Genomic DNA, 27,000 nt, shown 5'->3' with positions numbered 1-27,000 from the left:
GATGAATGTGCACAAAAAAATGCTGTATTTGATGGGCTGTTCGCTTTTAATTGGCAGTTTTTCTTATGGATTGAGTGGTGAGAGTTTTGCTGAAGAGGTAACAGAAATAACCCAAGCGGATACGGTTATTTACGAATCAGATTTTACGCAACAACTTGGTGAGTGGCAAGATGTGGTCGGAAAAACTGACAAAACGATTGGCAGCAATGGTCTGACGATTGGAAATACCAAACAAGGAACGAATCTAGAATCTGTTTCGCTAAATAAAAATGCAGGGGTGAAAAGTGCAGGTGATTTGGAATATACGTTTTTATATGAAGGACAAACTAACTTCGGATTAGTATTTCGTGGTGATTTGCAAGATTCAAAAAAATGGCAATCCTTCGCATATACTCGTGATGGACAATGGCAACTGGGGCAGCCTGGTGGAAAGTGGATCACGAATATCACAGGAGCAAAATTAATTTCAGGTCAGCGTTACAAATTGATGATTCGTTATGAAGGAAAAAGTATCAAAGCTTTTCTAAATGATCAACTTCTGTATGAAAACAATGAAGTGGTTTATCCGAATACTTCAGCAATGATCGATGGTGATTGGGAAGGGTATGTAGGGATTCGTCTTTTTGGGAATCTGTCAAAACTGAATGTCCTTTCAATGCGTAGCGGCATAGTTGGAAGTATTACTGTTGAGGATAATGCAAGCGATTATGCAAAACTAAAAGAGAAATGGAAGAATCAATTGGTTTCTGACCAGTATGATGAAACGAATACAACCGTTGTGAGCTACGTAAATAAACTGTCAGAAGAAGCCGAGCAATTATATCAAACATTGAATAAAGAACCAAACAGAACCTATCTCTGGTCGATTGAACAAGGCAACACTGCATCGGCTGATTTGACCACGCAATTTACGAAATTACAGAAATTAGCGTTAGCATACGGAACGAAAGGTAGTGCATTGTATCATGAGCCACAGATAGCTGCCGCAATCAATGATGGATTGGATTTCATGGTGACGAAAAAAGGCTATGATGGGAAAAAGTACCACGGTAATTGGTGGGATTGGCAGATCGGTGTGCCACAAAAATTTATCAGTATTTTAATGATTCTTGGAGATGAAATACCACAGGCTAAACAGCAACAATACACGGATGCGATGAGTGGTTATGTCCCTGATCCATTTAAACAGCTGTATACCAAAGCGCAAGGAACATTTGTGGATTTAGCATTTATTCCCAATTTTGTGACGTCTGGAGCTAATCGAACAGATTTAGCTCAAACCGTTTTAGCGTTAGGGATTTTACAAGGAAATGATGGGAAAATCAGCCAAGCTTCAAGTAGTATTGTTGATGTGTTTAAATTAGTGACAAAAGGCGATGGCTTTTATCAAGATGGCTCGTTTATTCAGCATAACAATATTCCCTACACAGGTTCATATGGAAACGTACTGATGAAAGGCGTGGGGCAAATTTTAGCTATCACTAAAGACTCTAAATTTGAAATGGAACCAGAAATCGTCCGATCATTCGTTGAAAATGTAGACCGAGCCTTTATTCCATTGATCTATCAAGGCGAAATGTTACCTATCGTCAATGGTCGCTCGATCTCAAGAGCGCCAGCTAAAACCAAAGTCGGTTATGGCTCTACAACGCTTTACAATTTATTGATCGTCTCAAAATTTGCACCAACAGAATACCAAACGAAATTTAAAGAAGCGGCAAAATATTGGATGAAAGAAAATCCAACGTATTATTTAACGAATGCAAGAGATTATAACGATTTGCAAATGACGATGTCTGTATTGGATGATTCGTCAATTATTGGAGATACATTGCCGTTTGTTGGCGCAAAATTGTATGCGTCAATGGACCGTTTCGTTCAAAGAACGCCCAATTATATGGTGAGCTTAGGCTTATATTCTAGCAGGATCTCTTCATTTGAAGCGGGTAATAAAGAGAATAAACGCGGTTGGCATACAGCTGATGGTATGCTGTATTTATATAATGATGACGAAGTACAATTTAATTCAGCCTATTGGCCGACAGTCGACCCATATCGATTACCTGGCACAACAGTCGATACTGTTCCTTTGAAAGATGAAGTATCAGCCTTTACAACCGTTACTTCAAAAGAAAAATGGGTTGGTGGTGTAGCATTAGAGGATCAAGCGGTTATAGGAATGGCGTTGAACAAAGTTGGGACAAAAAATAATGGCACTGTGTTACCAATGAACCTACAAGGGAAAAAATCATGGTTTATGGTAGATGGACAAATTGTAGCATTAGGTGCAGGTATTAAAGGGGATACAACTGCTTCAATTGAAACAATCGTAGATAATCGTCTATTAAATGATAAGTACAACTATGAAGTATTATCAAACAATGGTGTGATCCAACAAGCAAAAGAACGCAGTGCTAAAGAATGGCTACTCTTAAAGTCGGATCATCAAAATGCAAATATCGGGTACTATTTCCCAGAAAATACAACAGTGGATGTGATCAGCGAAGTTCGTAAAGGAACCTATACGGAAATCAACGAAGCTTTTCCTAGTAATGATCAATACACTGGTAACTATCGCAAGTTTGTACTAGATCACGGGAAAAATCCAACGAACGAGCAGTACGCATACGTAACATTGCCAGGAATTGATGAAACAGGATTAAAAACATATGCAGCGGAAAAACCAGTAACGATTTTAGCCAATTCTGCAGATGTCCAAGCTGTTGAATTGAAAAAAGCGAATTATCTAGGCGTAAATATCTGGAAAGACACGGGTGGTAGTGTTTCTGGCATCACTTCTAACAAGGCCGTTTCTTTGCTTAGAAAAACGAACGAAGGAAAGAAAACTTATGTATTAGCAGATCCAACTCAGTCAAATGTTGTGATGACTGTTAAATTACCTAAGGATTTCAATCAGATTTTGACGATGAGTGACGGCATCACGTATGATGAAACCAGCGAAACATTTACCATTCATTTTGAAAATTCAGGTGGAAGTAGTAAACAAATCATTGTAGAATAACGAAATAAAAATGATTTTCAGTGTATATCTTTGCCAGGCAAGAGGACAAGAAAACATTGGAAATCATTTTTATTGAGTAGAATAAACCAAACTGAAACTTATCTATTGACAATTCCAAGAAATCGCAGTAAGATTTAAATGTAACTTAGAATGTTACTAAGAGTTGGAGTGATAGACATGGCCATGTCGACGAAATTAAGTGTAGCGATCCATATTCTCAGTTTGATCGAAATCGGTCCGCCCGATCGTGTCAATTCTGAATTGATCGCAGCAAGTGTCAATACGAATCCAGTTGTCGTCAGACGATTGATGAGCAAGCTGAAAAAGGCTGGACTCATTCATACAAGCAGAGGCGCAACTCAAACCTATTTGTTGAAAAAACCAGAAGATATTTCTCTTTATGATGTTTATGAAGCAGTCGAGTTAGATCATGAAGTATTCAATATTCATCAAAACCCTAATCCAAACTGTCTTGTTGGAGCGAATATCCAATCTGTTTTAGAAAAACAATATGTAAAAGTGCAGCAAAGTATGGAATCAGAATTAAAAGAAATTGCTTTATCTGATGTGATCCATCAAATCAAGCAGCAAGAGACTTAAACATGTCTCTTCTCTTTTTAAATGTAAATGTAACAAAAAAAGTTTCATTATAAGAAAGGAAGAATAAAACATGAAAGTAGCAATTTTAGGAGCAAACGGTAAAGCAGGTTCAGCAATTTTGAAAGAAGCAGAAAAACGCGGATTAGACGTAACAGCGATCGTTCGTGATGCAGCAAAAATCACAGATGGCACACCGGTTATCGAAAAAGATGTCTATAATTTAACAACAGAAGATGTGAAAGGCTTTGATGTTTTAGTCAGTGCTTTGGGGTTCTGGGGCGACGTTAGTGAATTTACTGGCTCAACACAACATTTGATCGATATTTTGACAAATACAAACACACGCTTATTGGTAGTAGGTGGCGCTGGAAGTTTATTTGTAAATCCAGAACACACTGTTCGTTTAAGTGAAACACCAGATTTTCCTGACGCATTTAAACCATTAGCTACGGCAATGGGCAAAGGGCTAGATTTACTAGAATCTGCTAAAGATGTTAACTGGACCTACATTAGTCCAGCAGCAGAATTCGATGCTGAAGGTGCAAAAACTGGTAAATATGTTGTGGCTGGCGAAGAATTAGAAACAGATAAAGAGGGTAAAAGCTATATCTCTTATGCCGATTATGCAATTGCGATGGTTGATGAAATTGAGAAAAATGCACATCCAAACCAACGTTTTAGCGTTCATCAATAGAAAATAGTTCTAGGAGTTAAAACAAAGCTGTGAAAAGGTTTGTTTTAACTCTTTTTTTATTTTGAACGAACATTTCTCGTATGACAAAATTGATAAACGCCTGAAAGGTGATTCTAAGGTAAAAAAAGTTCCTTTATTTTATAATACGTTAGGTTAATAAGTGAGGAGTGTATCATAATGAATAGTTTAACAGCGAGTAAGTTTAAGGGTTTTACTACATTTGATTTAAAAATAATGGGGATCGTTCTAATGTTTATCGATCATATTCATCAAATGTTTGTTCCGATGGGTGCACCGAATTGGTTGGATTGGTTTGGTCGACCGGTTGCGACACTGTTCTTCTTTGTTAGTGTGGTTGGTTTTAGTCATACAAGAAGCAAAGAAAAATATATGGTGCGTTTGTATTTAGGCATGGTGCTCATGACATTGGGAAGTTTAGTTTTACAGAAGATTGTCGGGTATGAGGAAGTTCAGCTGATGAATAATATTTTCCGTGATCTTTTAGTCGGAACGCTGATGATGTATGGAATCGATAAAATTTCTGAAGGTCGCTCAAGTAAAGAGTTCAGTAAGATAATAGTGGGAATTATCATTATCTTATTCCCACTATTATCTTCTGGCATTTTAATGATGCTTATGTCAAATCCAAGTACGATCATGGCAGCAGTCTGGGGTGTTAATTTTATTCCAGCCTTACTGTTTACGGAAAATAGTTTGATGGTATTATTGATTCCGTTGATGTATTTAGCAAAAAATCAACGTTGGTTACAATGTGTGATGATTGCGTTAGTAGCGGTACTTTTCTTTTTCCAAGGCTCCACACAATGGATGATGATTTTTGCCGTAATTCCTATTATGTTGTTTAATGGTGAAAAAGGAAGAGGGATGAAGAACTTCTTTTATTTCTTCTATCCACTGCATATTTGGTTGTTGTATTTGATTTCAGCATATATGTTTATGCATTGATTTATTGGTAAAAAAATAGGCCTTCCTACGATTGGAAGTGCCTATTTTTTATTTATATAGTGCTAATAGCATTTAGAGCAAGGTGTTAAACCTCTTGCTTGTGCCTCTTCTAGCGTTGCTGGAGTATAAGTTCCGTTGCCGCACTTGCGATTATGGTATTTTTCTCCTGTTCGAGTAACTAGGACCATTTCTTCAGTTCCCAGTGTATCTGGTGCAGGGGTTTCCGGTGTTTGAGCGGCAGCAGCTTGTGCTTGTTGCTGTTCAATAGCAGCTTTTTGCGCTTCTTGTTCGGCTTTCTTTTGCGCTTCAGCTACTTTTTTTGCTTCTTCTTTTTGGGCTGTAAGTGTTTGTTTAACCGCATTTGCTCGATTGGTTAAGTCTGTATTGCCGTTTGGCAGTTCTTTGATTCTGGCTATTGCCTGATTGTAATGATCATCTGTTGGTTCCTGTTCCGCTTTTTCGACTGCTTCGCGGGCGGACGCAATTTGTTTCTCTGTTTTTTCTTTCTCAGTAATTTTTTGTTGAACAGTGGTTAAACGTTTTAGTAAAGAATCTTTATTTAAGGTTGCTTTGGCGACTAAGGCCGCGGCTGAATCGACTTGTTCTTTTGTTTGTTTCGTTTCCGCTAATTCGACTGCTTCGTAGATGGGCACATTTTCTTTTATAATGGCTAAACGCTTGGTGAAGTCATCTCGTTCCTTAGTTAGAGAATTAATGCGGGTTACAGCTTCATCATAATTTTTTTGAGTCGGTTTACTTTCAGCTAAAACTAAAGCCGTTTCGGCCTGTTCTAATGTTTCTTGCTCTTGTTTTTCTTCGTTTAAAAAAGCGACGAACGCTTTTGATGGTTTGACTTCGACTGTTTCAGCTTTATCCGTATCACCGATGGAAGCGACAAAAGTTAGTTTTTGCGGTTGATCGTCTTTTAGGGTAACTTTGTAAGAAAATTCACCGTTTTTTGTTTCGATTTTTTCTCCATCAAGTGTGATGTTACTTTGATCATTCGTTTTTCCTTCGATTATTGCGGTTCCTTGTTCGTTTGTTTCAATTGATTTTTCGGCGATGTCAACGCGTGGTGATGCGGGTGTTAAGGCAAGTGCACCGATCATTACAATAAAACTAGCTCCTGTTAAAATTAAGGCCTTCTTTTTCGGTTGTTTTTTGAAAACGGCTTTTAATGAAAGAACGCCTCCAATTATTATTCCTAAAAAACTTAATAATCCAATAAATGCTGTCATTTGTATATTTTTCCTCCTTTTTTCAACTCAACAAACAAATTGTATCATATTATTATATAAATGATAATTATTTTGCTGTATCAAAATATAAGTAAATAAAGCCGTTTCACAGTAACAAAAAATTTTCCTGTGATAAAATGAAATAAGAATCGTTTTACGTATCTTATTAGAGAAGAGGAGAAAAATGAAAGCAGAGATCATTGCAGTTGGTACAGAGTTGTTATTAGGACAAGTCGTCAATACAAATGCAACTTTTCTATCAGAAGAATTAGCAAATTTAGGAATCGAGGTGTATTATCATACCGTTGTAGGAGACAATCCGAAACGTCTGGAACAATTGTTGGTTGAAGCTGAGGGTCGCAGTGATCTAATCGTTTTATGTGGTGGGTTAGGACCAACAGATGATGATTTAACCAAAGATACAGTTGCCGCACATATTCATCGTCCTTTAGTTCAAGATGAACAGGCCCTTGCTCGCCTTCATGAATTTTTTACTTTTTCAAAAAACAAAATGACCGAAAATAATTTAAGACAAACCTTGATGATCGAAGGTGGAATCGCTGTTCAAAATCCTACAGGGCTGGCAGTGGGCACGTTGATCACGGAAAATAAAACGACGTATTTATTATTACCAGGACCACCCAACGAATTAAAACCCATGTTTCAGCAAAACGCCCGTCCATTACTAGAAGAGCTTTTCCCGCAAGCGGAGCAACTGATTTCTAGAGTGTTGAGGTTTTATGGGATTGGTGAATCACAATTAGTGACAGAATTAAAAGAACTGATCGACACGCAAACCAATCCAACGATTGCGCCTTACGCTAAACCAAATGAAGTGACCTTACGCTTAACGGCTAAGATCGCTGATGAGCTAATGGGGCAGCAGTTATTGGATAAGTTGGAAGCTGAGGTCATGGCTAAAGTTGGTGCGTATTTCTATGGATATGGCGACGAGAACAGTTTAGTAAAAGTTACCGTCGACGCATTAAAGAAACATGGAAAAACGGTAACAGCTGCAGAGAGTCTAACAGCCGGACTCTTTCAAAGTACCTTAGGAGATATCGCAGGTGTTTCAGAAGTATTTAAGGGCGGTTTTGTCACCTATTCCGCTGAAACAAAAGCACATTTTTTAGGGATTGATCCTGAATTACTTGAAAAAGAAGGAACGGTAAGTGAGGCTTGTGCGATCGCGATGGCAGAACAAGCAAGAACATTATCCGATGCAGATTTTGCTGTATCATTTACAGGTGTAGCAGGCCCCGAGGAGTTAGAAGGACAGCCGGCAGGGACAGTCTGGATCGGCTTAGCAGAAAAAGGGCAACCAACTATCGCTGTGCTCCAACATTTTAATCGTGATCGCAGTTATATTCGCCAAGGTGCTGTGATGAAAGGCTTGGACTTGATTTTAAGAGCAGTAACTAAGAAAAAATAAAAAGGCGAATGTTTGTTCGTTTTTCTCTTGCTTTTTTTAAATAAACCAGTTATGATATATTTATTGAAAAGGAATTTAAATCGTTTATATATAAGGAGGATTATCGATTGGCAGATGATCGTAAAGTGGCCTTAGATGCCGCACTAAAAAAAATCGAAAAGAACTTTGGTAAAGGTTCAGTAATGAAATTAGGGGAAAAGATCGATCAGCAAATTTCGACTATTCCTAGTGGTTCACTCGCATTGGATGTTGCATTAGGTGTAGGCGGTTATCCTCGCGGAAGAATCGTTGAAGTTTACGGGCCAGAAAGTTCTGGTAAAACGACGGTTGCATTGCATGCAATCGCATCTGTACAACAACAAGGCGGAACAGCTGCATTTATCGATGCAGAGCACGCTTTGGATCCTCAATACGCACAAGCATTGGGTGTAAATATCGATGAACTACTTCTTTCACAACCAGATACTGGTGAACAAGGATTGGAAATCGCAGATGCATTAGTTTCCAGTGGCGCAATCGATATTGTTGTTATTGACTCTGTAGCGGCTCTAGTACCTCGTGCAGAGATCGATGGTGAGATGGGCGCAAGTCACGTCGGCTTGCAAGCACGTTTGATGTCACAGGCCTTACGTAAGCTTTCAGGTTCCATCAACAAGACGAAGACGATTGCGATTTTCATTAACCAAATTCGTGAAAAAGTCGGTGTTATGTTTGGTAATCCTGAAACGACTCCTGGTGGTCGTGCCTTGAAATTCTATGCAACTGTTCGTTTAGAAGTCAGACGTGCAGAGCAATTAAAACAAGGAACAGACATCATTGGTAACCGTACAAAAATCAAAGTCGTTAAAAATAAAGTAGCACCACCATTTAAAGTCGCAGAAGTAGATATTATGTACGGTCATGGGATTTCTCAAGAAGGAGAATTACTTGATATGGCTGTCGAAAAAGATATTGTCGATAAGAGTGGTGCGTGGTATAGCTACAAAGAAGAACGCATCGGTCAAGGACGTGAAAATGTTAAAGTTTATATGACTGAGCATCCAGAAATGGTTGAAGAAGTTTCTAAACGTGTCCGTGATGCATTCGGCATCGGTGATGGCACAGCTATCGTTGAAGAAGAACAAGCGCAAGAAGAACTTCCTCTTGACGAAGAATAATACAGTTTAAGAGACAAACCAATAAGGGCTTTCAAAAGCTTTTTATTGGTTTGTTTTATGTTGTAGTGGAAAATCTTTTCACCACCAGAGCCCTTTCGTCGGGAAAGGGCTTTTTTAAGTTGACACACTGGTGTACAAACATTAGAATAAAGTTGTATACAAATATTAGTATATAACTTTTACATGTATGCAAGTAGACATATTGATAATTGATTATAGTTTATCAGAAAACTACATGAATATTGAAAATTTGAAGATAGTACGGAGGTGGAAACAATGGGTTTAGAAATTCTCCTCGCTATCATCGGTGTAATTGTCGGTCTTGGTTTAGGGTTAGTCGTTGCAAAATCACGTCATGAAAAGGCTATAGATGGTGCAAAGTCCTCTGCAGAAGGCATAATTGAAAGTGCCAATAAAGAAGCGGAGACTCTGAAAAAAGAAGCTTTATTAAAAGCTATGGAAGAAAACCAGAAGTATCGGTCAGAAATTGAAAGTGAGTTGAAAGAAAGCAAAGTAGAGCTTAAATCTCAAGAAAATCGTTTATTACAAAGAGAACAAACGTTAGATCGTAAAGATGACTCTCTTGAAAAACGTGAAAACTCACTGGAAGAAAAAGAAGAGAAACTTGGTGCTAGACAGCAATTAATTGATGAGCGAGAAAAAGATGTAGAAGAACTAGTTGAAAAGCAACATCAAGAAATAGAACGTATTGCTTCACTATCTAAAGATGAAGCAAAAGATATCATCATGAAATCAACAGAAGAAGAATTGAGTCATGAATTAACAGTAATGGTTAAAGAATCTGAACAACGTGCGAAAGAAGAATCAGATCGAAAAGCCAAAAACTTGCTCTCTCTGGCGATTCAACGCTGTGCGGCTGATTCAGTTTCCGAAACAACTGTGTCGGTTGTAAGTTTACCAAATGATGAGATGAAAGGAAGAATCATCGGCCGTGAAGGGCGTAACATTCGTACATTAGAGACCTTAACAGGAATCGACTTGATTATTGATGATACGCCGGAAGCTGTGGTACTTTCAGGATTTGATCCAATTCGTAGAGAAATCGCTCGAATGACCCTTGAAAAACTGATTCAAGATGGCCGGATTCATCCAGCCCGTATTGAAGAAATGGTTGAAAAATCTCGTAAGGAAATGGATGAACGTATTCGTGAATACGGTGAACAAGCGGCCTTTGAAGTTGGTGCGCACACCTTACATCCAGATTTGATTAAGATTTTAGGTCGTTTACGTTTCCGTACAAGTTATGGTCAAAACGTATTAAACCACTCAATCGAGGTCGCTAAACTAACAGGTGTCTTGGCTGCAGAAATCGGCGAAGATATTCAATTAGCGAAACGTGCTGGATTACTACATGATATTGGTAAAGCACTAGATCATGAAATCGAAGGCTCTCACGTTGAGATCGGTGCCGAACTGGCTGCTAAATACAAAGAGAATTCAACAGTGATCAATGCGATTGCATCCCATCATGGTGACGTAGAAGCAACTTCTGTTATTTCTGTATTGGTTGCAGCAGCAGATGCTCTATCAGCTGCTAGACCGGGAGCTCGTAGCGAGTCAATGGAAAATTACATTCGACGCTTAGAAAACTTAGAAAATATTTCTAATGGCTTTGAAGGAGTTGAATCTAGTTTCGCTGTACAAGCCGGACGTGAAGTTCGTGTAATGGTCAAACCAGACGAAATTACAGATTTAGAAGCGGTTCGCTTAGTTAGAGATATTCGTAAGAAGATCGAAGACGACCTAGATTACCCAGGTCACATTAAAGTGACCGTTATCCGGGAAACTCGTGCAGTAGACTATGCAAAATAGTTAAATATCAAAAGAAGCAACGCCTTAGGGCAGATTGCTTCTTTTTTTTAATTTACATTAGAAAAAATTCAGAATATTTTTACTAAACCTACCATGGTGTTTTAATTGTGGGCAACTTAGAACTTTGATATATTCGTTGTAGCTTTTATTAAAATTGGGGGTTTTTTACATGAAATTAAAGAGAAGTGCCTTGCTCGGATTACTTGCAGTATCAAGTATTGCTCTAGCTGCATGTGGCGGAGGTTCTAAAAATGCCGACGGTGGGTCTGGCAGTGACGAAAAAGTCTTTAGATATATTGAAAGACAAGAAATGCCAAGTGCAGATCCTTCATTAGCAACAGATGAAGTGAGTTTTGTTGCATTGAATAATGTTTATGAAGGAATTTACCGCTTAGATAAAGACAGTAAGCCTCAACCAGCTGGCGCTGCTGAAAAAGCGGAAGTTAGTGAAGATGGTTTAACGTATAAAGTGAAATTAAGAGAAGATGCTAAATGGACAGATGATAAATCTGTAACAGCAGCCGATTATGTTTACGGCTGGCAGAGAACAGTCGATCCAGCAACTGGATCAGAATACGCTTATATGTACAATTCTGTAAAAAATGCTGAAAAGATCTCTAAAGGCGAAATGAAAAAAGAAGAGCTAGGCATAAAAGCAGTTGGCGATTATGAATTAGAAATTACGTTAGAAAAAGCAACACCTTATTTTGATTACTTATTAGCATTCCCTTCATTTTTACCACAAAGACAAGATATTGCTGAAAAATATGGGAAAGACTATACGACAGCGAGTGATAAAGCAGTTTATAATGGTCCGTTTACATTAACTGATTTTGATGGACCAGGAACAGATACAAGCTGGTCTTACTCAAAAAATGATAAATACTGGGATAAAGATACCGTTAAATTAGATAAAGTAGCGATCGATGTTGTGAAAGAAGCACCAACATCATTGAACTTATTCCAAGACGGTCAGGCAGATGAAGTACCTTTATCTGGTGAATTAGCCCAACAAATGAAAAATGAACCTAACTATATTATCTTAAAAGGTGCTTCAACGTTTTATCTTGAGCCAAACCAAAGAGAAGAAAACTCACCTTACCGAAATGTAAACCTACGTAAAGCATTATCTTATGCAATCGATCGTAAAGCGTTAGTTGAGCAAATTTTAGCGAATGGTTCAGCTGTTCCAATGGGCTTAGTGCCTGAAGGGCTAGCAGCAGATCCGAAAACAGACGAAGACTTTGCCAAAGAGCTAGGTGATGAAGTTACGTATAATGTCGATAAAGCCAAAGAATCATGGAAAAAAGCCAAAGATGAATTAGGTGTTTCCACAGTATCAATCGATTTATTGATCGATGATACCGATAACGCGAAGAAAATGGCCGAATATCTTCAAGGGTCGTTATCTGATACTTTAGAGGGCTTGAAAGTATCTGTTAGCCCAGTACCATTTTCAGTCCGCTTAGATCGTTCAAACAAAGGGGACTTCCAAATCGCTGTTAGTGCTTGGGGAGCAGATTACGCGGACCCAAGTAGTTTCTTAGATTTATTTACGACAGATAACTCTTATAATAGAGGGCACTATTCAAATCCTGAATATGATAAGTTAGTAGAAAGTGCTGCAACAACAAATGCAAATAACCCAGAAGCACGCTGGAAAGACATGCAGGATGCAGAAAAAGTTATTATGAATGATATGGGTGTCATTCCATTGTATCAAAAAGCTGAAGCGCATCTTCGTTCTGAAAAAGTAAAAGATGTTGTGTATCATTCAACTGGTGCGAAATATGACTTTAAATGGACCTACATTGAAGACTAATAAATAGAAAGAATAAGGATGGGACATAAGTGTTTAACCCCGAGAAATAAGAGGGGGTGCTTCTGCTTCCACTGCTTATTCGGATTCCAAGTGATTGAGTTGTAACTCGTAGAGTTATGGCCCAATCACTTTTTTGCTTTATACATGACAAATGTCATCTAGATTCATGACAAGATCATCTAACAAGATTCCCCATACTCAGATAAGATAAGGACATAAGCAAAGGGGAGAAAAAAATGATCACAGTCAATCAACTCACAAAAACAATCAACAAAAAGACAATTTTAAAGCAAGTTTCTTTAAACGTGAATAAAGGCGAAATCATCGCTCTAGTTGGGCCAAATGGTGCTGGAAAAACCACATTGATCAATTGCTTAACTGGCTTGATTCGCCCAACAACGGGGGAAATAAACCTCTTTGGTGCAAAACCACTGAATAAAAAAAATAAAATGAAATTAGGTGTGATGCAGCAAGAAAGCACGACGTTAGACAATGTTAAAGTCAAAGAACTACTGACACTTTTCCGTAGTTTTTACCTCAATCCGCTTTCTCTAGAGGATTTGTTAGACATAACTGGGTTAAATGAACATCAAAACACGTACACAACGAAACTATCTGGTGGGCAAAAACGCCGCCTGACATTTGGGCTATCGATTATCGGAAATCCAGAACTGCTTTTTTTAGATGAGCCGACAACGGGGATGGACGTCACCAGCCGCAAAATTTTCTGGGAAAAAATCAATACGCTAAAAGAACAAGGCAAAACAATTATTTTAACCACTCATTATCTAGAAGAAATTGAAAAAGTTGCTACTCGAATTTTACTGATGAAACAAGGTGAAATCGTTCATGACGGGACATTAGAAAGTATTCAGTCTGAAATGCTGCAAAACAAATTGAGCTTTCAATTACTAGACGATCATGATGAAGCAAAACTAGCTGAGTTGCCGTATGTATCAACAATTGAACAAACAGAAAACAACGTAACGCTCTATACTTCAAACAGCGATGAAACACTTATAGAATTATTCGCAGCAGAAATTACCTTCAAAGATTTGTTGATCACCCCAGGAAGTTTAGAAACAGTCTTCAATACATTGGTCGAGGAGGAAAACAAATGAACGCATTAGTAGTACAAACCAAAACAGATTTAAGCCGTTCTTTATTTAGAAGCAAGCCATTTATCTTTTTTTCGTTAGGAATGCCAGTCGGTTTTTATCTGCTCTTTACTAAAGTCTTTAATATGGGGGTTCCTGAAGAATATCTGGCTATTTTTTATAAAGACAGTATGATTCAAATGGCAACCTATAGCGTGATGATCAGTTCATTATTTTCCTTTTCGATGACCTTGATCGAGGATCGTAAACAAGGTGTGAAGCAGTTTTTACGCCTATCCCCTCTGCCAGAAAGTATGTATTATGTGAGTAAGATTTTAACGCAGTTTTTGATCAATAGTTTATTGTTGGTCGTTATATTTTTGGTTGGGCATTTTGTAAATGACGTTCAAATGGATTTCATGACCTGGATCACCAGTGCTGTCTGGATTTTGTATGGATGTTTACCGATCGTTTCACTAGCAACGATCGTGAGCCTAGTGAAAGATCCAAATACAGCTAGTGTACTGAATAATATGATCTTGATGCCGCTTGCGATTGCCAGTGGATTATGGTGGCCGATCGATATGTTCCCAGAAGTCGTTCAAAAAATTGCTACAGGGTTACCGACTTTTTATGCAGCGCAAGGGGCTAAACAGTTGGCAGCAGGACAGTTACCAGATGTGAAAGGAATGTTGGTCATCTTCATTTATTTTGTAGGAATTATGGTATTATCAATATATCTGAATGGTCGTAGAGAAGAAATAAAACGTTAGGGGTAAGTTATGATAGGGAAGTTTAGGTTGTATCCGAAAGAGGATGGTTTTGTTTCATTTATTTGGTTGATTTTTATTTTGATTCCGATTATCGCGATGTTTCCATATGATAATTTTGATAAACAGTTAGCATTGTTCACTTTGGGGATTTTTGTTGTGACCTACCGAAATTGTTTATTTAATGGGAAATGGTTTCCGTTTTGGATGGCGTTGATGTATGGGATATCGCTCTTTTATACGATCTACTTTGGGTATATCTACTTGTTTATTTATCCAGCGTGGATGATTGGTTTTGTCCCGATGAAAAAACATGTGTTTAAGTATTATTATATTGCGTTATTATGTACGCTGACGCCGGTGCCGTTTAGTTTAAGCCACTTGCCGGAATATATGGCTCAAGATTTAAAAATCACGATTTTTGTTTATGGCTTTTTTATCTGTGCAGCACCTTTTGCGGGTCGTTCGATTCGTAAACAAGCTGAATTACGTAAACAAATGTATCAATCTACGCAACGGATGGAATATGTGATCAAACAAGAGGAACGTTACCGAATCGCTAGAGATTTGCATGATACATTAGGACAGTCGTTGTCGATCATGACGATCAAAACAGAGCTGGCAGGGAAGTTGGTAGACAAAGATCGTGAGCTGGCTAAAAGAGAAATCGCAGAGGTCGCAGAAACGTCAAGAGGTACCTTACAAACGGTACGGGAAATTGTTTCAAGTATGCGTCATGTGTTGATTGCTGAAGAAATGATTATGATTGAAAAAAGCCTGCGGACTGCGAAAATTATTTTATCCACAGAGGGCGAAGAGTTAACAGGAGAGCTTGCCACGGACATTCAAAATACACTGAGTTATTGTTTACGGGAAAGTGTCACAAATGTGATTCGTCATAGCAAAGCGAGTCATTGCAGGATTATTATAGAAAAAAATGCTACTCATTACAGGTTCACAGTCGAAGATGATGGTCGCGGAATGAAAGATTCTGTGTATGGTAATGGATTAACAGGATTAAGCGAGCGCATCGAAAGTATCTGTGGAAAACTCGAATTTACGCAAAAAAATGGGATGAAGATACTATTCACAGTACCTGTGGATAAAAAAGAGGAGACGATCAATGATTAAATTAATTATCGTAGAAGACCAAGGATTATTGTCTTCAGCTTTAGCAACGATTTTAGGTTTAGAGGATGATTTGGAGGTGGTAGGGATTGCTAAAAATGGGGTGGAAGCATTAGCATTGATCGAAAAGCATCAACCAGATATTTGCTTGACAGATATCGAAATGCCATTGAAAACAGGTTTGGATCTAGCAGAAGAATTACAGCATCAGAAACAAAAGGTGATCATTTTAACCACTTTTGCTAGAGAAGGTTATTTTGAGCGTGCAGTAAAAGCTGATGTATCAGGCTATTTGTTAAAAGACACACCGACAGATGAGCTGATTGGCAATATTCGTGCGGTGATGAAAGGGAAAAAGTTTTATTCACCAGAGCTTGTAACGGGGTTATTTTCACAACAAGAAAATCCGTTGACGGAGCGGGAACAAGAAGTTTTACTGGCAGTTGGGGATGGTTTGTCGTCTAAAGAAATTGCTGAGAAATTATTTTTAACTAGTGGAACGGTCCGAAATTATATGTCAGAGATTTTGAATAAACTGAATGCAAAAAATCGGATCGAAGCGGTAAGTGTGGCAAAGGAAAAAGGCTGGATTTAAACGAAAAAGATAAGCGTGAAACAAAGCGAAAAACTCGTTTTGTATCACGCTTTTTTTCTATTCAGGAGTGATCTTTTCTAGCTCAAATTTCCGTAGTTTAACGACTAAATTAGCAAATTTTGACCAATTAGCGGGTGTAGGTGGCTGTTTCCAAATGATCTGCTGGCAATTTGCTTCTTGCAGCCGATAATCTGATAAAAAAATGTGAGTGTCATTATTAAATTTTTCTTGAAAGGCAATATTTAAATCACGGAAACGTTTCAAACTTTGGCGAATATATTCTGTATAAGCGGCACCAGATGAGAAATCTACATAAATATTAATCGGTTTTCCGAATTGTGACGGCTCAAGAAGAGACAATATGGTAAACATAATATCATAATAAAGCTTCGTTTGGTTTCGTTGTGAAAGTTCCAATGATAAAAGAAAATGGTCTTTTCGAGTGAAATTTAAAATCAAGTTATGCACAGGCGCATAGACATCTGCAAAATAGCTATGCGTAGTTGTTTCTATAAAGGTAGTGTAACTTTGTTTAAAAGTAGATAATCCCAAAATTTTTTTGAAAAATGAATCATACAATTGTTTCTGTTGCGAATTGCTTATTTGAAACTGAGTTGTTAACTGCTTGATTAAGCGTTTTGTTGCTTCTTGACTCTGAGTAAAAAGGGTTTGATCAAAACGCAATTCGACATCAAAAATATCCGTAATAAATAAGAAAAGTAGCAAATAATTACTTTCTTTAAAGTTGTCTGAAATTGGAATTTCAGATGTATGAAGAGCTTGTTCAATCATAACTAACTGCCGACCAAAGACTTGTTGTGTTTTAGCACTGCTAGAACACAGAGTCTCTTTCAAAAGGTGCCGACTTCTTATGCGTATTTGAACTATATGAATAAATAAAGCCAATTTTTCCTTCTGAAAAAAGCTTAGATCTAAGTTGAAATAAGTGAGTAGCTGTTGTAGTAGTTGTTGCGCCTCTTTGTCGTTTTCTTTTGAAAAAGGATATTTCTTACCAAAATAAAAGTACGCTACTATATCGAAAATAAGAGACCGAATGTTCATTTCGTTACCAGTTAGTTTATTTTTTTTAATGAAGATTTGCTCTTTTTCTAAACAGGCGACAACTTTTCCCCGGATCTGATAGAGCGTCGTTCTGGCTATATGCTGCTCCTCTTGAAATCTTTTTATGGTTTTTTCTTCAACTAATACCTCTATAAAAAAACGAAATTTTAAGGATCGCTGAATATAATCATATTGAACTGATTGAATCAGATCATTTGATACGGACTGATAGAACAATTCATCATAACTATTTTCATGGATTTTCAATTCTGGATAGGCGGCATTTAACTCGGTGATATATTTATCTAATAAGAATTTAGATAGACCAGTTAATTCTATTAACTTTTTTTTCGTTAGAAATTGTTCATTATAGTGTTGCAAAGTCATAAGCAACTCTAACTTATCATAGTCTTCGTCATCTAAAAAATTTAAGTATTTCACGTATTCTCACCCCAAGATCAACTGTCAATTTGACTTATTTTTATATTTCTTTATTTCTTCTATTACATTTGAGCTATTGTTTCATGGCGCTTATATAGAGTAAAGCAGTTAAATTATTACTTGAACGCAGAGCATGACTAAGTTTTGCTAGATGGAATGTTAGAACTGAGAAATTAGTGAAAGTTCTTGTTTATTCGATATTTTTCTAATAAAAATCATGTTTCATATTGCTGAAAAATGAATTTATCTACATTAATGAAAAAAATACTGATGATTATTCCCGTTTATTTAATTTGTTATTTAATTAATGATTATAATGAATTAATGATAGTTGAATATCGTCTGAACCTTCCTGTTTTGAGATGAAAAAGATCTATTAGCAATACTAGTTAGTTTATCTAATGAGAAGCTAACTAATATATTACACTTTTAACGCTGGAACAGCTATAGATTCTTTTGGTTTTTGTCTTTATTTTTATTTATTACCAAAATATGACGGATTTTTTAAAAAATAAGGAAAAAAATTTGGGTTTGATGGTTGAAATATATTTGAAACTGAAAGAACATTAAAGGAGTGCGAATTAATCTTTTTTTAAAGTTTTTTTAGTTATTTAATGATAAATATTTAAACTGCATAATGATCAATGAATAGGAGGGGATGCTATGAAGATAGGACTAATTGATTCAGAAAAAAAGATCAGTCAGTCAGCTTTTACATATCAAGCCTTTACTTACATACTAGATAGTAAAGAAGTGGTTAAAGAAGGCGATCTGACAGATATTGATGCCCTAATCATTTGTAAAAATCAGTCGTTTGATGTTGGGAAAATTTGCGAATGGGTAATGAAAGCCAAGCGATATAGAAATATTCCAATATGGATAATCATGTCAGAAGAACAGTTGGAAGAAAAATATATTTATCTGCAATTAGGCGTTTGTGGAATCTTTGTAACTGATCACATCGCAGAGGAAATATACTTGTCGATTGGTAATAGCTTAAACACTATAAACGTACAACCGCAAACTGAATTAGGAGAGAAGCCGTTCATCCAGTTAAATCCGTTAATGTTGAGTTTAACAGTTGGAGAAAAGAGTGTTTCACTGACAAAATTGGAGTATTCCTTACTAGCGATTCTTTATGAAAATAAAGAGAATGTCTGCACTTATGAGTTGCTTAGTGAAACTTTTTTAATGAAACTGCCGAATATGTCTCATGAGCAAAGACAAGGTAGAGTTGCCAACATCATTTGTAAAATTCGGGCGAAGTTAGCTCTGGTGGATAAGAAGATGTCACATTTGATCAAAACAGTACGATCAGTCGGTTATATGTTGATTTTAGCAGAGTAAAATTGCCCAGATTCTAATGGTTAGAGGGGGTGATTCATGTAGAAAAAGTCGTGTACTTAGAAAAGAGGGGAGGCAACCATGAAAAAATTAATTTTGTCTAGTATGTGCTTGTTTTTCCTAGCTATCGCATTTTTTGGTACAACTGTGCAAGCCTCTGAGAAAACACAATCAGAGATTACGTTTATTCAAGGAGACAAGGAAAATATAGACCTTATTGAGACTATTAATGGAAATATCCAAGGAATCTTCCCTTCTACAGGAGAACGGCACACGTTATATTTAGTCATTATTGGGATTTGTCTTTTGAGCTTACTCTTTTTAGGGGTTCAATTGAAAAATAAAAAAATACGAAAGTAGGAATAAAAAATGAAAAAGAAAATACTTGCAAGTTTAGTGTTAAGCGGTTTGTTTGTTAGCTACTCACCAGTAACTACACACGCAGATGAGGATGCTGCAAAAACAAAAGCTGAAACAGAGTTTACAGCAGGAGACCGTCCCGACCCATCAAAACCAGAAGAAGGGCCAAAAGATCCTAGCCCATTAGATCCAGACCCAGATCCGACAGATCCAACGAAACCAAAACCACTACCAGAAGTAAATAACGTCTATGTGACTCATTTACCGGACATTTCATTTGGCTCAAATAAGACAGATTTGAAGACGACTGAATACGAAGCTTTAACTGAAAAAAGAACAAAGGGACAAGGAGCTGAGACCTTTTACATGCCTCACTCTGTTCAAGTAGCGGATTTATCGGGGAACAGTGAAACAAAATGGAAATTAAGTGTCCAACAAGATGACGTATTTAAAACGAGTGGTAGCACACCTAAAAAATTAGACAACTCTCGCATTAGAATTTATGGAAATACCTTGACAAGTACAGCGTATGCAGTAGCAGATTTAGCAAATAAGGTTTCTGGGATTGCACTGGGTGAGAAAGATGAATTTGGTGAGTTTTCGACGATTCCAGTCAAAAATGACACACAAGACGAATTAGTAGTGTTAGAAAACAAAACAGCTGGTTTCACATTGAACTCATATACTTCTTCTATTTTTAGAAATAGTTATGTTGAGGGAAATTATGATGCGACTAAGACACCTACAGAGGCTCGTTATGAAGGGGTCAAGTTAAATGTACCTGCAAGCGACCAATCACAAGTTGCAACCTATTCCGCTGATTTGACTTGGACATTGACTGTAGAACCATAAAAATCGAAATCGTTAAATAGAAAAGTAGATCAAATAAGTATCGAGGACAAGGAGCGAAAAAAATGAAAACAACAATAAAAAGAATTTTAGGACTCAGTTTAGTGACAGCGGGAATCTTAAGCTTAAGCGCACCTACTTCTGCTGAGGCAGAACCAGTACAAACAGATGGGAAAGCATCGTTTATGCCTCAAACCGGTGCAATCAATACGATCAAACCAGGTACAGATGAAAAAATCGAAGTTGAAGGTGGAGAGGGCAATCGAGTAACCGTTGAAAATATTCAATTGATGCATGTCCCTAATTTTGATTTTGGCAAGAATGAAACAAGTGTAGACACTAAAAATTATGATGCGATCTATGAGCGTTATAACAAAGCAGGCGATGCAACAAAATATGCTATTCCGCACTTCGTACAAGTCGGAGATGTTTCTGGTGTTCAAGGAACAGCGTGGGCTGTGACGGTTGAGCAAGAAGCATTGTTTAAAGAAAATGGCGGTCATTTGTTGAAAGCATCTAGAGTTAACCTTTATAACCAAACATTGACTAATAATGTTCAAACAGGAAATGTGGCTGATGTCGTTACAGGATTAACGATTCCAAGCGAGGGTTCAGTTCAAGTTCCTGTAAAAGGGGTCGATACAACAGGAAGTGTCGCTGTACTAACATCCAAAGCCGGTAAGACCGACCAAACAACAACAAATGGAACAATTAGTTCGGTTGTTTTCCGAAAAGATTACGAAGAATCGAACTACGGAAAGGTAGATTCACCAGCCGTAACAGATAAAAATACAGATGTGAAACTAAATGTACCGCAAAGCGATGGTGTACAAGCTACAGCTTACGGGGCTAAATTAAATTGGACCTTAACGGTCGGACCGTAAAATCCAGTTTTTGTTGGTGGAAAGTTCCGCTTGTAGGAACTTTTTACCAATTTTGTTAGAAAGGAAAAATGTATGAGTCCACTAAAACGATTAACCTGCTGGAGAAGGCAAGTATTTTTATGTGTGGTTTTGTTGATACTGCTACCATTTTCTACGGTGCATGGAGAGGAAATCCCTATTTCTGTCAAAGCCATTTTACCAGACAATCAAGTCACAAAAGATGCCGGCTATTATGATTTGAAAGTCAATCCGGGAGAAAAACAGGAACTATCTTTTCAACTTTATAATCAAGGGGATAAAGACGCTACGGTCAATATAAACATCAACCCAGCCTATACAGGAGATGGTGGCTCATTTATTTATACAGAAGATGAAGCCAACAAAGATCCCTCTTTAAAATATCCCTTATCAAGTATTGCAACTTCAGAACAAGCGGTCAGTGTTCCCGCCCAAGGGACAACTGTTACCAAAATAACACTTGATATCCCAAGTGAACCCTTTGAAGGCCTGATCCTTGGAGCGATTCGGGTTACAAGCGCGGATGCAGGGGAGAAAAAAACAGAAGAAACAAAAAAGGGCTTCAACATTTCCAATAATTTTGCTTATTCAGTAGCCATTCAACTAAGAGAATCAGATGATCTACCAAAATCAGATTTAGTACTCAAAAAGGTCTTTGCCTCACAAGTTGCAGGGCGCAACACAGTAAAAGTAAATTTGCAAAATCCGACAGCAACGATTATTGACAATGTTTCCTATGAGGCAACCGTCAGCAAAAAAGGGGAAAATACCCCTTTGCATGAAACGAAGGTAAAAGGCTACCGAGTTGCACCGAATACCAATTACAATATTCCAATCAACTGGGAAAATCAGCCTTTTGCGGCGGGTACCTATGTTGCCAATGTCAAAGCAAAATCTGAAGACACAGGGCAAGATTGGACATTTGATCAAGAATTTGTGATCAGTGCAAAAGAAGCCAAAGAGCTGAATGACAAAGCAGTCGATCTTGAAAAAGACTATTTAATGTATGTATTGATCGGCATTGGAATCTTCATTGTACTTGTTATTTTCCTCATTATTTTATTGGTTATCTTATCCAAGAAGAAGAAAAAACGAAAAGAACAAGCAAGACGAGCACGTCAAAAAAGGCAACAAAAAGGAAAAGAATATGACAAACGAAAACAACGACCAAGTAATAAACGATCTTCCCAAAGTTCAGGAAAACCCAAACGAAGATAAGCAAAAAAGCCTTTTTTTCTACCTTATTTTATTGCTACTTATTATTGTGCTGCTAGGTGGTGGTCTTGCGGGCTATATCTTTTACCCATTCGTGAATAAAATCAATGGCAACTGGGTATCGACCGATCAAACCATGCACTTAACCAGCCGAGGCAACATATGGGAACTCGCCATTGCAGATTACCAGCAAACAAAAGGCTTTGCTCTTGTTTATACAGGAGCATGGGAAGCCGCTGGAGTCAATAAGTATGATGGAAAACAAGTGAAATTGCTAGCCAAAATAAAAAAAGCGAATTTTGCTAAAGAGGAAATCAAGAAATTAGAAAAAAAGTCCGACCTATACACAGTGTTTGACCAGACTGAAAAAGAACTTACATTACAATACACAGAAAAAGGAATCAAACAAATTCAATCAGGTGCTAATTTGAATACAGTCGTACATATGACGTTGGAAAATATTCATTGGGAAAAGGCCAAAGAAAAACTGTACTTAAACAGTAGCTATTTTTCTAGTGAACGGATTGAATTTACGTATAAAAATGGACAATAAACATAGCGTGTTATTGAAAATCGGACGAAACGAGAGGAGTGAACAGTTGAAATAGTTAGCTATTTCACAACTTATGAAAAGAAAAAAGTATATTCTCTCTTTGATCATTTTAGGGTTTAGTATAGTGATAGGCATCTTCATTGTCACTTCTTTAAGCTCTAAAAATAAGCTTCAGGCACAAGAAATACAGCCAACCAGAGCAATAACAGATAATATTTTTCAAAGTATAGGTATCATAGTGCCTGGTGAAAAAAATCGGCGATTAGAACAAGAAGATTATCTTGAAAATGGTTCAGAAATCAAAGCTACAATGACCTTTAAATTTACCAATAAAGATTATAAAGTAGGAGATACTTTTGAAACAACGTTACCAGAAGGTTTCGCATATACAAAGGTCTTTGAAGGGACATTGTCTGATACGGCGGCTTATCGTATCGATCCGGTAACGAGAAAATTATCTTTAACAATGATAAAAGACGTTCAATCAGCAGAGTATAATTTGGATTTAGTGACAAGCATCAAATTTAATAGTAAGTTGAATTCTAAACAAACAATGTCTTTTGAGACACAAACACCAAAAAACTATATATTTCACTTATATGATAAGGAAACCGGCAGCACATATAGCTATGGAAAGACCTTTGATAAAGATAAAAATGAAACAAAATTAATGCCAGTAAGTGGTGGTGCATATGCTGCGGTGGACGTCAATTACGCTCATGCAGATTTGTCAAAGCATAATCTCGAAGTTTCTTTTTCAAAGCAATTGATTCCAAGTTATTGGAGTGATGGTTATGTTAAAGCCTCACAAGATATTGAATCCTTTCAATTCTATACCTATGAAACGATGATCGATGGCACACGGATAGGGGAGAAAAAAGAATTAAAAGTCAACGAAGACTTTATTATGATCGAGAAATCGGATTGGCAGAGCCGACTTAAGTTTAAGGAAAAATTTCATGGGGCTTTAGAGGTATCAGGCGGCGAAGTAACTTTTGACTATACTGGGTTTAATCCTATCTCTAATGGAAAAAGCGGCTCACTCTCATCTGGGACGGGGTTTAATGTTTATATTGGGAAGGATAATAATGAACTCATCAGTCTGAGGAGGTTTGCTGTTAACTTTTATGTCGTAGCGCTAGGTTACTTAGGTTTAGGAACAATTGTCGCGGATGACAATGTAAAAGCGCAGGAAGCAATCGTTAAAACACCGATTTATATCAATGGTACCAATCAGCAATTAAAAAAAGGTGACACTTTCACCTTGACGAACGATAAAGAGCCAGCCTTAGTGGCAATCGATACAAAGCTGTCTCGAGAAAATAAAGTGACATTCAATGCTAATGGCTCGATTGTTGAAGGTAGTAAAAAAGCGGTCAGTAACTGGAAAATTTCCAATGATACATTTGGCAAGGTAACACTGACATACTTAGGTGAAGATACGACGGATACTTTTGGCTTGGATATCTACACGGGGATCGATGATACAGTCACACCACCATTTAGTTCTAAATATATTCTTTCAGGGAATGGCTATGAAACAAGCGGAACGACAACGTTTAAAGGACAAGGCAACAATGTGAAAAGAGGAGCGTTCAATACGGCAAAAAATAGTATCAATTGGACGATCACGATTAATTCACTGTATCAAAAAATAACTAAACTAACGGACACTTTCGGTGATGGTGTCAAAGCAGGAACCCTGAAAAACTTAAAAATCACTTCTGTAGAATTTGGAAAATCCGGTGCAATAAAAGAATTAATTGAAGGAATCGATTATGAATTGTTGGATTCGTCGAACGCTTTTGAAATCAAGTTTTTAAAAGAAGTGAAAGAAAAGCTTACAATTACTTATGAAACAGGTGTTGATCTTTTGACGATTGCTCCAACTAATCTACGAGCAACAAATACAATTACGCCAAAATTGGCCATTTCCTCCTCAATCGAAAAAGAATTTCCAACAGTAGGAGTGGCATCTATACCAGCGTATTTATTCACTAATTCACCGTTTATACTTGGTAAAAATGACGTAAGTAGTCGCACAGAAAAAATCAATGAACAGCCTGTAAACCAAATAAAACTACTGATAAATCCATCTGGAGCAGACCTTAATAACAATGAAATTGTGATCAAGTATAAAGGTTTGGATGTGTCGATTTTAGGTGAAAAATTTACAGTAAATACGGTCAAACAGTTTTCTATAACCAATTATGCACAGTTGCTTCCAGGTGAAGAAATCACTTCCGACAGTGAAGAATATCCTGAGATAAACATTGAAGAGGATCAAATTCGTGTAAAGAGTAAAAAGTTGACACAGGCGATTATTGTAAGTTTTACTATGGGCAAAAACAATTATTATAATGCTGCTGGGGAGTCTGCAAGACTCAGTCAAACGAGTGACAATTTTGCTCCAACTAATACAACGTCTCAACGGCTTTATTTTAATAATAGTTTGTCAAAGAGATTTACGTTAAAGACTAGTAAAGAGTATGTCAACATTGCTGAAGGAACCTTGACAGTAGCTAAAAATAATGGCTTTCCTTTAATAAAAGGCACAAAAATCGATCTTGCTAATATTAATCCAGTAAATAATTCTAGAGAACTTTCCAGTTTAAGAGAAGTCACGGACAGCGATGGAAACCCTTTACCAGTTTCAACTATTTCAGTGAGTGGTGGTAGTTATTCAGCTTGGGCGATCACGATCAATGATGAGCAGTTAAAAAATGGCTTAATCGTAAAGTTAAATTGGGACTTTAATACTAGTGGTACGAAAAGTTATTCAGGTGGAAGTTCAAGTCATCCATATATAAATTATGGAGGATCTACAAGTACACAATCCTATACTAATGTCGTTTGGACAGGTAAATTTGATATCGATAACTCTGGCGCAGGTGGTGGCGGAAATCTGATTTTTAAAGACATGCTGATCAATATGGTCGATTCTGTAACAAATAAACCGCTAGCTGGTGCAACCTATGAGATTATCGATAAGGATGGTAACGTAAAGAATACCCTGACGTCAAATGCAAAGGGAGAAATACTCCTAAAAGAGTATGTCGTTACAAACTATACCTTAAAAGAAATTAATCCACCAGACGGCTATTTATCTAATGAAGAATATAATGATTCAGGTAAAGAGATTACGTTAACATCAACTGGTGAAAATAAACTCACGATCCCTTATGTCAAAGAAGGGAAAATTATTGTTCATTTTGCCTATCAGGATGGAACAGCTATTGAAACCATCGATCCAATAACGATCAAAGGCGGTAATGGTTCAACAGTTAATTTAAAAGAGCAAAAAGCAGTAACTGATCAATTGGAGCAAATGAACGCAGTGAATTCAGACTATCGATTTATAAACTTTGACCCAGGGAAAATACAGGGATCAGATGAAGCATTAGTCTTTCCGTATGAAAGTGAAACTGTCTATTACAAATATGAAGGCTTGCTTTCATTAAAAGTGCCAGAACTTCTAACCTTTGAAACAGGTTTTGTCACACCGTTTAAGCAAATGCTGTCATATGACAATATAGAAGATTTTGAAGTTGCACTGAGAGACAATCGACAAGTCACCACGTCAACAACAACGAAACCAAGCAAGACACGAGGCAACATTCGACTAAATGCTTTCCTATCGAAAGAATTTACCACGCAAGGAAATAAGGTGCTAAAAAATGCCCGCTTGATTTACCGAAATAATGCTACAGATATTGTGTTAAACGGAGCTGGCGGAGAATTAGTGAACAATAAGCAAGATGCTAATGATAAAACGAAAAAAGATTTTACTTTCATTTTAGACACAGCAGAAAGTAAAAACCAAGGCTTTAAACTGGAAGTACCTGCCAAAGGGACATTGGCGGATGAATATACAGGAGAAGTTACTTGGGAGATTGTTCAAGAGCCGTAAATTTTTTGAA

At 37.2% G+C, this 27,000-nt stretch carries 21 protein-coding genes; 19 read left to right on the top strand and 2 right to left on the bottom strand.

Features of this window, described 5'->3' with window-relative positions; genetic code table 11:
* Position 1 precedes the first annotated feature (1 nt).
* From hylB to RV15_RS00790, 4 genes are all read left to right on the top strand, one after another.
* Entirely contained in the window at positions 2-3,022 is a 3,021-nt protein-coding gene (gene hylB / locus RV15_RS00805) for a hyaluronate lyase HylB (protein WP_071876234.1), read from the top strand.
* Positions 3,023-3,199: 177 nt separating this feature from the next.
* A complete protein-coding gene (locus tag RV15_RS00800; RefSeq protein WP_071876156.1) occupies positions 3,200-3,622 on the top strand; it encodes an Rrf2 family transcriptional regulator in 423 nt (140 codons plus the stop codon).
* Positions 3,623-3,692: 70 nt separating this feature from the next.
* On the top strand, positions 3,693-4,316 hold the full coding sequence (locus tag RV15_RS00795; RefSeq protein ID WP_071876155.1) for an NAD(P)-dependent oxidoreductase: 624 nt from the start codon (positions 3,693-3,695) through the stop codon (positions 4,314-4,316).
* 177 nt (positions 4,317-4,493) lie between these two features.
* Positions 4,494-5,282 carry a TraX family protein gene (locus RV15_RS00790; protein ID WP_071876154.1) on the top strand — a complete coding sequence of 263 codons (789 nt, stop codon included), beginning with the start codon at positions 4,494-4,496 and terminating at the stop codon, positions 5,280-5,282.
* Positions 5,283-5,344: 62 nt separating this feature from the next.
* On the opposite strand, the gene RV15_RS00785 is transcribed toward RV15_RS00790, so the two are convergent.
* Positions 5,345-6,520: a hypothetical protein gene (locus RV15_RS00785; protein WP_071876153.1), complete on the bottom strand. Its 1,176-nt coding sequence runs from the start codon at positions 6,518-6,520 to the stop codon at positions 5,345-5,347.
* A 184-nt stretch (positions 6,521-6,704) separates the two neighbouring features.
* Between RV15_RS00785 and RV15_RS00780 the strand changes: the two genes are divergently transcribed.
* From RV15_RS00780 to RV15_RS00745, 8 genes are all read left to right on the top strand, one after another.
* Positions 6,705-7,952, top strand: a complete 1,248-nt coding sequence (locus RV15_RS00780; protein WP_071876152.1) for a competence/damage-inducible protein A — start codon at positions 6,705-6,707, stop codon at positions 7,950-7,952.
* Between the two features lie 107 nt (positions 7,953-8,059).
* On the top strand, positions 8,060-9,109 hold the full coding sequence (gene recA / locus RV15_RS00775; protein ID WP_071876151.1) for a recombinase RecA: 1,050 nt from the start codon (positions 8,060-8,062) through the stop codon (positions 9,107-9,109).
* Between the two features lie 276 nt (positions 9,110-9,385).
* Positions 9,386-10,942: a ribonuclease Y gene (gene rny / locus RV15_RS00770; protein WP_071876150.1), complete on the top strand. Its 1,557-nt coding sequence runs from the start codon at positions 9,386-9,388 to the stop codon at positions 10,940-10,942.
* A gap of 169 nt (positions 10,943-11,111) precedes the next feature.
* Positions 11,112-12,764, top strand: coding sequence for a peptide ABC transporter substrate-binding protein (locus RV15_RS00765; RefSeq protein WP_071876149.1), 1,653 nt, complete (start codon positions 11,112-11,114; stop codon positions 12,762-12,764).
* 236 nt (positions 12,765-13,000) lie between these two features.
* Positions 13,001-13,885 (top strand): ABC transporter ATP-binding protein, encoded by an 885-nt coding sequence (locus tag RV15_RS00760; RefSeq protein ID WP_071876148.1) that lies wholly within the window; start codon positions 13,001-13,003, stop codon positions 13,883-13,885.
* A complete protein-coding gene (locus RV15_RS00755) occupies positions 13,882-14,634 on the top strand; it encodes an ABC transporter permease (protein WP_071876147.1) in 753 nt (250 codons plus the stop codon). The genes RV15_RS00760 and RV15_RS00755 overlap by 4 nt, the downstream gene beginning before the upstream one ends.
* Before the next feature lie 27 nt (positions 14,635-14,661).
* Positions 14,662-15,762, top strand: coding sequence for a sensor histidine kinase (locus RV15_RS00750; protein WP_245791170.1), 1,101 nt, complete (start codon positions 14,662-14,664; stop codon positions 15,760-15,762).
* Positions 15,755-16,354 (top strand): response regulator transcription factor, encoded by a 600-nt coding sequence (locus RV15_RS00745; RefSeq protein ID WP_071876145.1) that lies wholly within the window; start codon positions 15,755-15,757, stop codon positions 16,352-16,354. Before RV15_RS00750 ends, RV15_RS00745 begins: the two co-directional genes overlap by 8 nt.
* 57 nt (positions 16,355-16,411) lie before the next feature.
* Here the strand turns inward: RV15_RS00745 and RV15_RS00740 are convergent, their stop codons facing one another.
* Positions 16,412-17,857, bottom strand: coding sequence for a helix-turn-helix domain-containing protein (locus tag RV15_RS00740; RefSeq protein WP_071876144.1), 1,446 nt, complete (start codon positions 17,855-17,857; stop codon positions 16,412-16,414).
* 663 nt (positions 17,858-18,520) lie between these two features.
* Between RV15_RS00740 and RV15_RS00735 the strand changes: the two genes are divergently transcribed.
* The 7 genes from RV15_RS00735 (at position 18,521) to RV15_RS00705 (ending at position 26,990) form a co-directional block, all read left to right on the top strand.
* On the top strand, positions 18,521-19,204 hold the full coding sequence (locus RV15_RS00735; protein ID WP_071876143.1) for a winged helix-turn-helix domain-containing protein: 684 nt from the start codon (positions 18,521-18,523) through the stop codon (positions 19,202-19,204).
* A gap of 78 nt (positions 19,205-19,282) precedes the next feature.
* Positions 19,283-19,561, top strand: coding sequence for an EF2685/EF0750 family sortase-dependent surface protein (locus RV15_RS00730; RefSeq protein ID WP_071876142.1), 279 nt, complete (start codon positions 19,283-19,285; stop codon positions 19,559-19,561).
* Between the two features lie 9 nt (positions 19,562-19,570).
* Positions 19,571-20,413 (top strand): WxL domain-containing protein, encoded by an 843-nt coding sequence (locus tag RV15_RS00725; protein WP_071876141.1) that lies wholly within the window; start codon positions 19,571-19,573, stop codon positions 20,411-20,413.
* 62 nt (positions 20,414-20,475) lie between these two features.
* On the top strand, positions 20,476-21,294 hold the full coding sequence (locus RV15_RS00720; protein ID WP_071876140.1) for a WxL domain-containing protein: 819 nt from the start codon (positions 20,476-20,478) through the stop codon (positions 21,292-21,294).
* Positions 21,295-21,366: 72 nt separating this feature from the next.
* A complete protein-coding gene (locus tag RV15_RS00715) occupies positions 21,367-22,530 on the top strand; it encodes a WxLIP family cell surface protein (RefSeq protein ID WP_071876139.1) in 1,164 nt (387 codons plus the stop codon).
* Positions 22,460-23,080, top strand: coding sequence for a hypothetical protein (locus RV15_RS00710; protein ID WP_083429052.1), 621 nt, complete (start codon positions 22,460-22,462; stop codon positions 23,078-23,080). Before RV15_RS00715 ends, RV15_RS00710 begins: the two co-directional genes overlap by 71 nt.
* Before the next feature lie 73 nt (positions 23,081-23,153).
* Positions 23,154-26,990: a SpaA isopeptide-forming pilin-related protein gene (locus RV15_RS00705; RefSeq protein ID WP_071876138.1), complete on the top strand. Its 3,837-nt coding sequence runs from the start codon at positions 23,154-23,156 to the stop codon at positions 26,988-26,990.
* Positions 26,991-27,000: the final 10 nt, after the last annotated feature.

Source organism: Enterococcus silesiacus (assembly GCF_001886225.1).
GTDB lineage: Bacteria > Bacillota > Bacilli > Lactobacillales > Enterococcaceae > Enterococcus_L > Enterococcus_L silesiacus.
The sequence above is the reverse complement of the archived record's forward strand: the minus strand, read 5'-3'. Positions and strand labels throughout refer to the sequence as shown.